General features: G+C 65.0%; 13 protein-coding genes. 8 read left to right on the top strand and 5 right to left on the bottom strand.

The window, feature by feature from the left end:
* The first annotated feature begins 101 nt into the window (after window positions 1-101).
* The 6 genes from ABID26_RS04850 (at window position 102) to ABID26_RS04825 (ending at window position 5,043) form a co-directional block, all read left to right on the top strand.
* Window positions 102-968 carry a branched-chain amino acid ABC transporter permease gene (locus ABID26_RS04850; protein ID WP_292373786.1) on the top strand — a complete coding sequence of 289 codons (867 nt, stop codon included), beginning with the start codon at window positions 102-104 and terminating at the stop codon, window positions 966-968.
* Between the two features lie 7 nt (window positions 969-975).
* A complete protein-coding gene (locus ABID26_RS04845; protein ID WP_292367935.1) occupies window positions 976-1,956 on the top strand; it encodes a branched-chain amino acid ABC transporter permease in 981 nt (326 codons plus the stop codon).
* A gap of 3 nt (window positions 1,957-1,959) precedes the next feature.
* Window positions 1,960-2,739 (top strand): ABC transporter ATP-binding protein, encoded by a 780-nt coding sequence (locus ABID26_RS04840; RefSeq protein WP_126101664.1) that lies wholly within the window; start codon window positions 1,960-1,962, stop codon window positions 2,737-2,739.
* Window positions 2,736-3,458 (top strand): ABC transporter ATP-binding protein, encoded by a 723-nt coding sequence (locus tag ABID26_RS04835; RefSeq protein ID WP_292373788.1) that lies wholly within the window; start codon window positions 2,736-2,738, stop codon window positions 3,456-3,458. The genes ABID26_RS04840 and ABID26_RS04835 overlap by 4 nt, the downstream gene beginning before the upstream one ends.
* A gap of 12 nt (window positions 3,459-3,470) precedes the next feature.
* A complete protein-coding gene (locus ABID26_RS04830; RefSeq protein WP_292373790.1) occupies window positions 3,471-4,217 on the top strand; it encodes an aspartate/glutamate racemase family protein in 747 nt (248 codons plus the stop codon).
* A 118-nt stretch (window positions 4,218-4,335) separates the two neighbouring features.
* Window positions 4,336-5,043, top strand: a complete 708-nt coding sequence (locus ABID26_RS04825; RefSeq protein WP_292339990.1) for a GntR family transcriptional regulator — start codon at window positions 4,336-4,338, stop codon at window positions 5,041-5,043.
* 83 nt (window positions 5,044-5,126) lie between these two features.
* On the opposite strand, the gene ABID26_RS04820 is transcribed toward ABID26_RS04825, so the two are convergent.
* Complete coding sequence (locus tag ABID26_RS04820; protein WP_354414120.1) at window positions 5,127-6,074, bottom strand: LysR family transcriptional regulator; 948 nt, start codon at window positions 6,072-6,074, stop codon at window positions 5,127-5,129.
* Between the two features lie 83 nt (window positions 6,075-6,157).
* On the opposite strand from ABID26_RS04820, the gene ABID26_RS04815 reads away from it, so the two are divergent.
* Together ABID26_RS04815 and ABID26_RS04810 are read left to right on the top strand one after the other, a co-directional pair.
* Window positions 6,158-6,988 (top strand): class I SAM-dependent methyltransferase, encoded by an 831-nt coding sequence (locus ABID26_RS04815; protein ID WP_292373793.1) that lies wholly within the window; start codon window positions 6,158-6,160, stop codon window positions 6,986-6,988.
* A 12-nt stretch (window positions 6,989-7,000) separates the two neighbouring features.
* Window positions 7,001-7,561 (top strand): hypothetical protein, encoded by a 561-nt coding sequence (locus tag ABID26_RS04810; RefSeq protein WP_292373795.1) that lies wholly within the window; start codon window positions 7,001-7,003, stop codon window positions 7,559-7,561.
* Here ABID26_RS04810 and ABID26_RS04805 read toward each other — a convergent pair.
* From ABID26_RS04805 to ABID26_RS04790, 4 genes are read right to left on the bottom strand one after another with little or no spacing between them, the layout of a single operon-like run.
* Window positions 7,527-8,612 carry a Gfo/Idh/MocA family protein gene (locus ABID26_RS04805; RefSeq protein WP_354414116.1) on the bottom strand — a complete coding sequence of 362 codons (1,086 nt, stop codon included), beginning with the start codon at window positions 8,610-8,612 and terminating at the stop codon, window positions 7,527-7,529. The genes ABID26_RS04810 and ABID26_RS04805 overlap by 35 nt on opposite strands.
* A 50-nt stretch (window positions 8,613-8,662) precedes the next feature.
* The gene (locus ABID26_RS04800; RefSeq protein ID WP_292373799.1) at window positions 8,663-9,427 is read right to left on the bottom strand and encodes an ATP-binding cassette domain-containing protein; all 765 of its coding nucleotides are present in this window, start codon (window positions 9,425-9,427) and stop codon (window positions 8,663-8,665) included.
* Window positions 9,424-10,428 carry an ABC transporter permease gene (locus ABID26_RS04795; protein ID WP_292373801.1) on the bottom strand — a complete coding sequence of 335 codons (1,005 nt, stop codon included), beginning with the start codon at window positions 10,426-10,428 and terminating at the stop codon, window positions 9,424-9,426. Before ABID26_RS04795 ends, ABID26_RS04800 begins: the two co-directional genes overlap by 4 nt.
* Window positions 10,425-11,411, bottom strand: coding sequence for a sugar ABC transporter substrate-binding protein (locus tag ABID26_RS04790; RefSeq protein ID WP_354414113.1), 987 nt, complete (start codon window positions 11,409-11,411; stop codon window positions 10,425-10,427). Before ABID26_RS04790 ends, ABID26_RS04795 begins: the two co-directional genes overlap by 4 nt.
* Window positions 11,412-11,587 lie beyond the last annotated feature (176 nt).

Raw genomic sequence — 11,587 nt, 5'->3', positions numbered from 1 at the left:
AAGATCGTGACGCGCTTTAGGGTTAGGTTCCTAAGGTTGCTTCCTCCCGAATGCCGGGGGTCCGGGCGATGCTCGGACCCCGCGGAAGATCGAAGGTGTCCATGGAACAGGTCATCGCCAACGGATTGTATCTCGGTGCCCAATACGCGCTGATCGCGCTCGGGCTCACCCTGATCTTCGCCCTGATGAACGTGCTCAATTTCGCCCACGGACAGATGTACGTGCTGGGCGGATTCATCACCTACACCGTCTACGGTCAGCTCGGCCTGCCTTTCGTCGTGGCGCTGCTGGCGTCCGGCGCGACGCTTGCCGTCATCGGCGCGCTGATGGAGAAGTTTCTCTTTCGAACCGTCATCAGGCGAAGCCACCGCGAGGAGAGCACTATGCTGCTCGCCGCCGCGACGGCGTTCTTCTTCGACGCCGTCATCCTGCTTCTCTTCGGCGAGAAGCAGCGCGGCGTGCCCAAGATCGTCAAGGGCGTCTTCAACGAGGCCGGCATTATCATGCCTTACGACCGCCTAGTCGTCGGCGCACTCGCCATCATTTTCATCGCGGCTTTCGTCCTTTACATGCAATACAGTCGTGTCGGTCGCGCCATGCGCGCTCTCGCCCAGGATCGCGTCGCGGCCCAGTTGATGGGGGTGCGGGTCGACCGCTATTCGATGATCGGTTTTGCCATGGGGGCGATGCTCGCCGGCATTGTCGGCGGTCTGCTGGTCACCATCACCGGCGTCAATTCCGGCATCGGCGGGCCGATCTCGATCAAGGCTTTCCTGATGGTGATGATCGGCGGCGCCGGTGTCGTCGGCGGCGCGATCGCCGGCGGCTTCATCCTCGGGATGATGGAATCGGTCGGCCTGACCGCGCTGCGCGAATATGGCGACGTCACCTACCTCGTCATCTTCGCCGCCCTGATGGTGTTCCTGTCGATCCGCCCCAACGGGCTGATGGGCAAGCCGTGGGGTTGACCGCGCCATGACCCGCAATCGCAACATGAAAATCGCTTCGGTCGTCGCCTTCCTGGCGGTCGTCTTCATCGCCGTGCCGGCCGCGATCTCGTTGAGCGGCCGCCTCGACCTCTACTATACGCTGACCTCGGTGGCGCTGCTCAGCATCGCCAGCGCCGGCGTCTGGCTCACCTTCTATATCGGCCGCATCAACATCGGCCAGGGCGCCTACGCGCTGATGGGCGGCTATGTCTCGGCGATCCTGGTGATGGACCACGGCTGGTCGTTCTGGCTGACGCTGCCCGTGGCAGGTCTCTTCTGCGCCGCCGCAAGCGTGCTGATCGGCCTGCCGATCCTGCGGCTGCGCGGCGTCTATTTCGCCATGGTAACGCTGACGCTGACCGAGGTCGCGCGGCTGTTGGCGCTGGCGCTGCCGATCACCAACGGCGCCAAGGGCATCGTCAGCATCCCGCTGCCCGGCGCGTTGTCGGTGTTCGGCCTGACGATCATCCCTGATTTTTCCACGCTGCAGAATTCGCGGCTCGCTTTCTACCTGCTGGCAGTCACGATGATGGTGGTCTGCTTCGCGGTCATGTACAGGTTGGTCCATTCGCGCATCGGCAAGCTTTGCCAGTCGCTGCAGCAGAACGAGGAGCTCGCCTCCTCGATCGGCGTCAACATCGCCTATCTGCGCGTCATCGCTTACGCCGTCTCGTCGTTCTTCGGCGGCGTCGCTGGCGCGATCTTCGCGGCGATCTCGCAGTCGATCTATCCGTCGAGCTTCACGGTCACCGATTCCGTCAACTTCATGCTGAACTGCTTCCTTGGCGGCCTCGGCTATGTGTTCGGGCCGATGCTGGGCACCCTGGTGCTCTATTTCGGCTGGGACCTTTTGTTCCAGACCGGTCAGTTCCAGCTCCTGATCTATTCCGGCCTGATGATCGTCCTGATGCTGGTGCTGCCCAACGGCCTGCTCAGCCTCACGGTCCCGACCCGGAAGAAGGCTTGAGCCATGGCCGAAATGCTCGAAGTTTCCGGCATCACCAAGCGCTTCGGCGGTCTGGTCGCGGTCAACAACGTCTCCTTCTCGGTGCGCGAGAAGGAGATCCTGTCGGTGATTGGCCCGAACGGCGCCGGCAAGTCGACGCTGTTCAAGCTGATCTCGTCGTTCCTCAGGCCGACATCGGGCGAAGTGCGCCTCAAAGGCGAGCGCATTTCCGGCATGGCCCCGCACATCGCTGCCCGCAAGGGGGTGGTCCGCACTTTTCAGGAAACGACGATCTTCAAGAACATGAGCGTGCGCGACAACGTCATCATCGCGCACCATCTGCGCTCGAAGGCGAACCTCGCCGGCTTCTTCCTCGGCACCGGCGCGGCGAGAGCCGACGAAGCGGCATTCGGGCAGTCCGCCGACGAGATCCTGGCGCTGCTCGGTCTGGCTTCGCTCGCCAATGAGATCGCCCGTAACCTGCCGCACGGCCATTTGCGGGCGCTCGGCATCGCCATCGGCCTTGCCACCGATCCCTCGATTCTGCTGCTCGACGAGCCCTTCGCCGGCATGAACCACGAGGAGACGATGCGCATGGTGGCGATGGTGCGGCGCCTGCGCGATCTCGGCCTCACCATTCTGCTCGTCGAGCACGACATGCCGGCCGTGATGAAGATCTCGGACCGCATCGTGGTCCTCAATTTCGGGCAGAAGATCGCCGAGGGAACGCCGTCGGAAATCCAGGCCAACGACAAGGTGATCGAAGCCTATCTCGGCAGCGAAGACGAGGCGATCGGCCTATGAACCAGATCCTGAACTTCGCCGGCGTTGAGCTCTACTACGACCACGTCTATGCGCTGAAAGGCGTCTCCCTCGAGGTCAACGAGGGCGAGACCGTGGCGCTGATCGGCGCCAATGGCGCCGGCAAGTCGTCAATCCTGCGCGCCATCACCGGCCTCAACCGGATCAGGTCCGGCGAAATCCACTATAACGGCAAGCGTATCGACGGCACCGCTCCCGACGCGATCGTCAAGATGGGCATCGCCATGGTGCCGGAAGGACGCCGCGTCTTCCCTTATATGACGGTCAGGGACAACCTCCTGATGGGCGCCTTCACCCGTTCAAGCAAGGCCGAGATCGCGGCGACGATGGAGATGGTGCTGGGACGTTTCCCCCGGCTCAAGGAGCGCTTCTCGCAGGCTGCCGGCACGATGAGCGGCGGCGAGCAGCAGATGCTGGTCATCGGCCGCGCGCTGATGGCAAAGCCGAAACTGCTCTTGCTCGATGAGCCGTCGCTGGGCGTCGCGCCCAAACTCGTCCAGGACATCGCCCGCTCGATTGTCGCCATCAATCGCGACGAGAAGGTCAGCGTTCTCCTGGTCGAGCAGAATTCCCGCATGGCGCTGCGCATCTCGCAGCGCGCCTATGCGCTGACCACCGGCAGCGTCGCGCTGAGCGGCAACTCCGCCGAATTGCTGACCGACGACCGGGTCAAGCGTCTTTATCTCGGCGGCGAGATCTGAGGCTGATTTTTAATGCGCATACTCGTCATCAATCCCAACACGACCGCATCGATGACCGAAAAGATCGGCAAGGCGGCGGCGAGCGTCGCGTCAACGGGGACCGAAATCATCGCCGTCAATCCGGCCGACGGCCCGCCGAGCATCGAGGGCTATTTCGACGAGGTCTTCGCCATACCAGGCATCATCGCCGAGATGGGAAAGGCGCCGGCGGCCGACGCCTATGTGATCGCCTGCTTCGACGACACCGGGCTCGATGCGGCGCGTTGCGCGACGGAAGCGCCGGTCATCGGCATCGGCGAGGCGGCATTCCATCTCGCCAGCCTCGTTGCCGGCAGGTTCAGCGTCGTCACCACGCTTGCCCGCTCGGTTCCCGCGATCGAACACAATCTGGCGAAATACGGGCTTGCCTCGCGCTGCGCCAAGGTGCGCTCTTCGGAGGTCGCCGTGCTCGACCTCGAACAGCCGGGCTCGAACGCGAGGCACAAGATTTCGGACGAGATCGCACGCGCCATTCGCGAGGATCACGCGGAGGCGATCGTGCTGGGCTGCGCCGGCATGGCCGACCTCGCGCACAGCCTGTCGCAGCAGCACGGCGTTCCGGTCCTCGACGGCGTCGTCTGCGCGGTTACCCTGGCAGAGAGCCTGTTCAAGGTGGGCTTGAGGACATCGAAGGTAGGCGGCTATGCCGCCCCGCGCGGCAAGCGTTTCGCCGGCATATTTGCGTCTGCATCGCCGATGGGCGCTGGTTCGCCGGGCTAGCGCTGGCCCTAGGAGATCGGATGCCTCGGGATTGACCGGGGCGCGAGCGCCATTAGATTGGACTGGCCGCTGGCGATTTGGGGCAGATCAGGCCGGACAGGGCCTGCGCATTGAAAGCATGTTGACGGTACTCAGGGAAGAAGATCGCGACGACAAGCCGGCAGCGCGCTGGTCGCCGATCTACTATGGGCTGAGAGACGCCATCGTCAGCCATCGCCTTGCCCCGGGCACCAAGCTGCCTGAGGACGAGCTGGCCTCGATCTATTCGGTGAGCCGCACCGTCGTCCGCGCCGCCCTGCAGGCCCTTGCGCATGACCGGCTGGCGCGGCTGGAGCTCAATCGGGGCGCCTTCGTCGCGCAGCCGTCGAAGATCGAGGCGCGGGAGGTGTTCGAGGCACGCGCGCTGATCGAGCCCAAGGTCGCGGCCCTTGCCGCCAGGACGGCGGTGCCGTCCGACATCGCGCAACTGCGGGCGCACCTCGAGAAGGAGCACGAGGCGCTGCATGACGGCCGCGACAGCGACGCCATCATGCTGTCGGCGCGCTTCCATGTCGGCATCGCCGAGATCGCCGCGCATTCGGTGTTCACCAACTTCGTGCGCGACCTCGTCTCGCATTCGTCGCTGATCATCGCGCTCTACTGGAAGCGCCGCGACGCAACCTGCGAGAAGCACGCCCACCACGCGCTGGTCGATGCGATCGAAGCCGGCGACAGCGCCGATGCCGCCGCCCTGATGAACAGCCACCTGGTCGACTTGCTGTCCGGGCTCGACCTCACCGACAAGGTGGAGAAGTCGGACAGCCTGGCGGATCTGCTGCGGGCATAGCGAGCGGTGGTGTTGGTATCCGGCCGTGGACCGATATGATATCCGGGACCATAAGCGTCTTCGATCAAGCCCTGTCCGATACCTCAGGCCTGCCGTCCGCGTGATTGTTTGCGGGAAGCATCGCCGCCTTGCGAGCGGATATGATCGATGAACGCGCGCAGCTTGGGCAGGACCTGATGCCGTTCCGGGTAGTAGAGAAAGACACCCGGCGATGTGACGGCGAATGCCGAAAGCAGCATCTCCAGGCGCCCTTCCGCGATCGCCGAGCTGGCAATCGGACTGGGCACCTGGGCAAGTCCGGCCCCCTGGATCGCGGCCCCAAGAAGCGTGGGGTAGTCGTGCGCGATGGGCGGTCCGGCGACGATTGCCTCGATCGCCTTGTTGCCTTTGGCAAAGCGCCACGGCGCGACCGAACCGTTCGATCGGCGCAGGCGCAGGCAGGCGTGGTTGCGCAAATCCTCGATGCGCTCCGGTGCCGTTCGGTGGCGTAAGTAATCGGGACTGCCGACCACCACCATCGGGAAGGACGGCGTCAGTCGAACCGCTACCATGTCGGCCGCGATGAGATCGCCCATTCGGATGCCGGCGTCGAACCCCTCGGCGGCGAGGTCGACGAACTCGCCGCTTGCGACGATCTCAAGCTCGATCTCGGGATAGACCTGGCAGAAGGACGCGATCATCGGTTCCAGCAGGGTTGGCACCACCGCGGGCGGTACCGAAAGGCGCAAGAGTCCGGCCGGCCGTTGGCCGATGTCGCGCGCGGTCTCGCTCGCGGCGATCAATTCCTCGAAAGCCGGCCGCGCGCGCGAGAAAAAACGCTCGCCGGCTTCGGTCAGGCCGACGCTGCGTGTCGTGCGGGTGAAGAGCGCGGCGCCGACGCGCGCTTCCAATGTCCGCACCGCCTGGCTGATCGCCGACGGCGTGACGCCAAGCTCAGCCGCCGCCTTGCGGAAGTTGCGATGCTTGGCGACGCTCAGGAACGCTTCGACGCCGTCGAGCGCGCCATGCCGGACTGTGAAGTTCTGCTTCATGACCCATCGACATTATCGCGGATAGTTGCCGGCACAAAGCGGTCGTACCTTTCTTGTGGACTGGCAGCCTGAAGGGAATAGCAATGACGGACGATTTGGATGGCGTTCGCGATCACTACCGCGCAACCGGCCTGGCCGAGCGACTGAAGACGGCGCTGGCGGTGTTAGGGCCGGAGGAGCAGCGGTTGAAGCCCGAGCAACTGGCGACCCTCGACCAGTTCCACACACGCGGGCTCGCCGCGACTGCGGAGCTTGCAAAATTGGCCGGCATCACTGCCGACATGTCGGTCCTCGACGTCGGATCGGGGGTGGGCGGGCCGGCCCGTTTTCTCGCCGCGACCTATGGCTGCGAGGTGACGGGCGTCGACCTGAGCGAGCCCTTCGTCGAAGCCGCGAATTATCTGACCACACGGACCGGGCAGAGCGCAAAGGTGTCGTTCAAGGCCGGCACCGCGCTGGCGCTTCCCCTCGACGACGGCGGTTTCGACGTCGTGCTGCTGCAGCATGTGGCGATGAACATCGCGGACCGGCCGCTTCTCTATCGCGAGATCAGGCGCATGCTGAAACCGGGCGGGAAATTCGCCACCTTCGACGTCGTGCTCAACGGCGGCGACCCGCACTATCCGGTTCCTTGGGCGAAGACGCCGGCGGAAAGCTTTCTGCTTTCTGCCGCCGCGACTTGCGAGGCGATCGAGGCGGCCGGGTTCCGCATGCTTGTCCAGCAGGACGATACCGCGGACGCCAAGACCTGGTTCGCGGCGCTGCGCGCGTCCGGGCCGCCCCCTTCGCTGAACCTCGGCGTCGTCATGGGCCCGGGTTTCGCGGGTTTTGCCGCCAATCTCGGACGCAACCTGATGGAAGGCCGGCTCGGCGTCCTGACGGCGGTGTTCGAAGCCGCTCCAGCCAAAGCTTGATAGGAGGCGAAAATGTCGCCGGCGACGATCTTCAACATTCATCTCGTCCTGGGCTACGTGCCGTGGCTGCTTTGCTTCGGCGCCTATATCTGGCCAAGGCTCAAGCTCATGGACCGCGTCGAGGCGCAGCGCGCCATCGCCACGCTGCACAGCTTTCGCTTCTTCGGGTTGGTCTTCCTGCTTCCCGGCGTGGTCGGCCCGAACCTGCCCGCAGGCTTCGCCGTCTTCGCCGCCTATGGCGACTTCGCGACCGGCTTGCTGGCCATGCTAGCGCTGCTGGCGATGAGGAGACCTTCGATCTTCTGGCCGCTCGTCGTCGCTTTCAATCTTGTCGGAGTAGTCGACCTTTTCGTCGACTACTATCACGGCACTGTGCTCGATCTACCGGCCCTGGCGGGGCAACTAGGCGCCACCTACGTGATCCCGATCGTCTATGTGCCCCTGCTGATGATCACGCATGTCGCCGCCTTCTACCTGCTGGCGCGCCCGCAGTCCAAGGCGGCGCCGGCCGCCGGCGATAAGGAAGCAGGAGGCGGCCTCAGTTCCCGCCGCTCTCCTTCATCCGCTCGATGATCTCGGCCATCAGCGCCAGATCCCGGCGCGAATCCGCGAGGTCGGTGAGCGGCTTGGTGCCCTCCATGATGTGGCGGTGGAAAGTCTCGAGCTCGTTGGAGAACGCGTCGCCGTAGAGCGGCCCGAACGCCTTCGTCACCGGACCGAGCGGGCCGGCCTCCGTCACCTCCAGCCGCGTCGGCAGGCTGCGGATATAGGGCGTGTCGTAGATGATGCGCACTCGCTTGGTGTTCGAGCGCACCTCGATCATGGCGTCGAACAGGCCGAGATCGTCGACGACCGCGTCGTAGAGGCAGGCGAAATGGCCGTAGTCGAAGGTCACGCTTGTATTGGCGCCGCCATTGGTGCGGTGCGCCGCCACCACGCGTTTCGGCTCGCCGATCAGCCCGCGCATCGCCGAAATGTGGTGCGAGGAAAGCGCCGTCAGCCCGCGATAGGCGCGCACAAGGTCGGTCGAAGCATCCCGCCCCACAACCTCGCGGATCAGCGCGTCGCGTTCCTTGGCGCCGCGCGAAAGAATCGCCGGGTCGATATCGTTCGGATAGAGGATGTTCTGGCTTTTTTTCAGGAAGTGCCGGCCCTCCGAGATGAGGTCGAAGATGCGGACATGGGTGATGTCGCCATGCGCCGGCAATTCTTCCCGCGCCGCCAGATAGGCCGGGGCGTAGCGGCGCATGTAGCCGACGAAGATCGTCCTCCCGTAGTCCTTGCTCAGCGCGAGCAGATCGTCGATCTCGCGGACCGTCAGGCAGGCGGGCTTTTCGAGCAGGATATGCTTGCTGGCCGCGATCGCGGAGCGCACGAAGCGGCTGTGCGTGTCGTCGGAGGAGAGCACGAAGACCGCGTCGATGTCGGGCGAGTTGATCAGCGCCTCCGCGCTCTCATAGGCCCTGGCGGTCGCATACTCCGATGTGACGAGCGACACCAGGCCCGGCGAGACATCGTGTACGCCGGCGATGACCCATCGGTCGCGCTGGTCGGCCAGCACCGGCAGATGGATCGACTGCGCGACCTCCCCAAGACCAACAAGCCCGACACGGATCAGCGCCACGGCAACACTCCTATTTCACGCAATTGTTTCAGGTTCCGCGGCACCGCGCGTCACGCCGCACCGGTCACCAGCGCCACGAGTTCGTTGCCGGTCGTTTCGGAGGCGCGCACCGTCGCCACCATCTTGCCGGCGCGCATCACCCAGATCTGGTCGGAGAGGCGCCGCACCTGATCGAAATTATGGCTGATCAGGATGACGCTCACGCCTTGCTCGCGCAGCTTGCGGATGAGCGCCTCGACATTGGCCGTCTCCTGCACGCCAAGCGCCGCCGTCGGCTCGTCCATCACCACCAGCTTGGCGCCGGAGCCTGCGGCGCGGCAGATCGAGATCGCCTGCCGCTGTCCGCCTGAAAGGCGCCGCACGCGCTGGCTCACCGAGGGCACGTTGATCGACAGCTTCGACAGCATCGCGCGTGCCTGGTTCTTCATCGCCTTGCGGTCGAGCAGGGCGAACGGGCCGATGTGGCGCACGATCTCGCGATTGAGGAAGAGGTTCTGCGCCACCGTCAGCTCGTCGATCAGCGCCAGGTTCTGGTGCACCGTCTCGATGCCGGCCTTGCGCGCCTCGTCCGGATTGGAGAACGGGTGCTGGCGGCCGTCGAAATAGATCGCGCCGCCGTCGGGTCGATGCACGCCGACCAGGCAGCGGATCAGCGTCGACTTGCCGGCGCCGTTGTCGCCGATCACCGCGGTGACCTCGCCGCGGCGCGCCTCGAAGCCGACATCGGTGAAGGCGCGGATGCCGCCGAAATGCTTGCTCAATCCCTGGCAGGCAAGGATCGCTTCGGAGGGCGGGATGTGATTGACGGCGCTCATTTCTGGTACCGCATGATCAGCGCCGCCAGCACCACGATGACGCCCACGGCAAGCGGCTGGTAGAAGGCAGAAACGGAGAGTAGCGTCAGCCCGTTGACCAGCGCCGTCAGCATCAGCGCGCCGATGGCCGGCCCAAGGATGCTGGCGCGGCCGCCGAACAGGCTGACGCCGCCGAGCACCACGGCCGCCACCGAATTCAACAAGAGGCTGGTGTTGATCTGCGGCTCGGCCGAGCCGATGCGCGCAACCAAGAGAATTGCGGCGATGCCGGCGCAGAAGCCCGAGATCGTGTAGGCGGCGATCTTGACCCTGTTGGTGCGGATGCCGAGCGCGGCAGCGCTTTCGGCCTGGCCGCCGGTGGCCAAGAGATGCACGCCGAAGCGTGTGTGATAGAGCGCGATATGGGCGACGACGACTGCCGCGATCGCCACCCAGACCGGATAGCCGAATGGTCCGAAGGAACCCGAGGCGAGCTTGAGCAGGAAGGTGGACCCTACCATGGTCGGCTCGCCGCCGGAGATGATCAGGCCAAGCCCGGTGATGCCGGAAAGCGTGCCGAGCGTAACCACGAAATCGGGAATGCGCCCGGCGGTGATCAGCACGCCGTTGAGCAGGCCGATCGCGCTGGTGGCGACGACGGTGAGCACGCAGGCCGCCAAGACACTCCAGCCGGCGGCGTGGACCAGGCCGAGGATGACGGCGCCGAGCATCACGGAAGCGGCGAGCGACAGGTCGATGCCGGAGGTCGCGACGACAAAGGTCTGGCCGATCGACAGCACCACCAGGATCGCCGCCGCGAGCAGCAGCGCTTGCAGATTGGCGATGCTGAGGAAGACCGGCTGGGTGATGCCGAACAGGATGACGAGGCCGACCAGACCGACGACGGATGCCCAGTCGGCCCAGAAGGAAGGATCGAGGAGGAGAGCCGCAAGGGAGGGACGGCTCTCCTCCATCGCGCCCGCCTGTGGGCTGGCGGGCGCGTTGTCTGTCGGAAGGCTCACTTCAGCATCTCGCGGAAGGGATCGGGATAGTCGCCGCCGGGCCGCGGGAAGTTCTTGAGCGATGCTTCGGCGTTGTCCTTGTTGATCAAGAGCACCGGCGCCGGCACGTTGGCGCGCAGCTCCTTGCCCATCGCCGCCGCCTTGCAAGCCTCGACGCCCATCGCGCCGACCACATAAGGGTATTGCGCGACAGTGGCGGAAAGCTCGCCCGCGGCGACCGACTTCAGCGCGTCGACGATGCCGTCGAGGCCGATCACCTTGACGTCCTTGCCTGAGGTCTGCACGGCGCGCTCGACGCCGAGCGCCATGATGTCGTTGGCGGCGAAGAAGCCGGCGAGGTCGGGATGCGCCTGCAGGATGTCGGTGGCCGCCGTCAGCGCCTTCTCGCGGTCCCAGTCGGCGCTCACCATCACCACCACCTCGAGCTTGCCTTCGACGGCCTGCTTGAAGCCCTTGATGCGGGCATTGGAGCCGACGTCGCCGACAATACCGGCGATCAGCGCGACCTTGGAGCCCTTCGGCACCAGCTTCAGCATTTCCTCGCCGGCCAGTGCGCCGGCGGCAACGTTATCGGTGCCGATATAGGTGGAGACGGCGAAGCCCGCGGCCTTGGCCTGCTTGGCATCGATGGTGCTGTCGATGTTGACGATCGGCTTCTTCTTCTGCGCGACCGGCACCAGAGCCTGCACCAGGTTGGAGACGCTGATCGGGTTGGTCAGGTAGCAATCATAATCCTGCATCGCCATGGCGGTCAGCTTGTCGGCCTGGCCGGTCGCGTCGCCCATATTGGCGGCAGCCTGAACGGTGACGGCGACGGCGTCGGTCTTGGCCTGCTCCTCGATGCCCTTTTGCATGTACTGGAAGAAGGGATTGTCGAGACCTTTCACGATCGCCGCGACCTTCGCTTCTCCCGCATAGGCCGGCGCCGAGATGATCGTGGCAAGCAGGCCCGCGCCAAGCGTCAGGCCGTTGAAGATGCGCATGGATATTCCTCCTCCGAATTTTTGGTTTTCGCCTCGTTTTCCGCGAGTGCGAATGCCTGACGTGACACAAGCGACCCCGGCGCTTGTCCTGCGGAAGTCGTGACCGGGCGCCGACCGCGACCTGCGCTGGCTGCGACCCCCGGCTCGGGTTTTCCTACGTCGGGCATTGCTCCTCC

It is taken from the genome of Mesorhizobium shonense (assembly GCF_040545255.1).
In the GTDB taxonomy this organism is placed as follows: Bacteria; Pseudomonadota; Alphaproteobacteria; order Rhizobiales; family Rhizobiaceae; genus Mesorhizobium; species Mesorhizobium shonense.
This window is presented reverse-complemented; position numbering and strand designations above follow the sequence as displayed.

What these genes read in the sequence shown, in the direction of transcription:
- ABID26_RS04850 (WP_292373786.1), top strand. Translation starts at nt 102, where the DNA reads ATGGAACAGGTCATCGCCAACGGATTGTATCTCGGTGCCCAATACGCG.
- ABID26_RS04845 (WP_292367935.1), top strand. Translation starts at nt 976, where the DNA reads ATGACCCGCAATCGCAACATGAAAATCGCTTCGGTCGTCGCCTTCCTG.
- ABID26_RS04840 (WP_126101664.1), top strand. Translation starts at nt 1,960, where the DNA reads ATGGCCGAAATGCTCGAAGTTTCCGGCATCACCAAGCGCTTCGGCGGT.
- ABID26_RS04835 (WP_292373788.1), top strand. Translation starts at nt 2,736, where the DNA reads ATGAACCAGATCCTGAACTTCGCCGGCGTTGAGCTCTACTACGACCAC.
- ABID26_RS04830 (WP_292373790.1), top strand. Translation starts at nt 3,471, where the DNA reads ATGCGCATACTCGTCATCAATCCCAACACGACCGCATCGATGACCGAA.
- ABID26_RS04825 (WP_292339990.1), top strand. Translation starts at nt 4,336, where the DNA reads ATGTTGACGGTACTCAGGGAAGAAGATCGCGACGACAAGCCGGCAGCG.
- ABID26_RS04820 (WP_354414120.1), bottom strand. Translation starts at nt 6,074, where the DNA reads ATGAAGCAGAACTTCACAGTCCGGCATGGCGCGCTCGACGGCGTCGAA.
- ABID26_RS04815 (WP_292373793.1), top strand. Translation starts at nt 6,158, where the DNA reads ATGACGGACGATTTGGATGGCGTTCGCGATCACTACCGCGCAACCGGC.
- ABID26_RS04810 (WP_292373795.1), top strand. Translation starts at nt 7,001, where the DNA reads ATGTCGCCGGCGACGATCTTCAACATTCATCTCGTCCTGGGCTACGTG.
- ABID26_RS04800 (WP_292373799.1), bottom strand. Translation starts at nt 9,427, where the DNA reads ATGAGCGCCGTCAATCACATCCCGCCCTCCGAAGCGATCCTTGCCTGC.
- ABID26_RS04790 (WP_354414113.1), bottom strand. Translation starts at nt 11,411, where the DNA reads ATGCGCATCTTCAACGGCCTGACGCTTGGCGCGGGCCTGCTTGCCACG.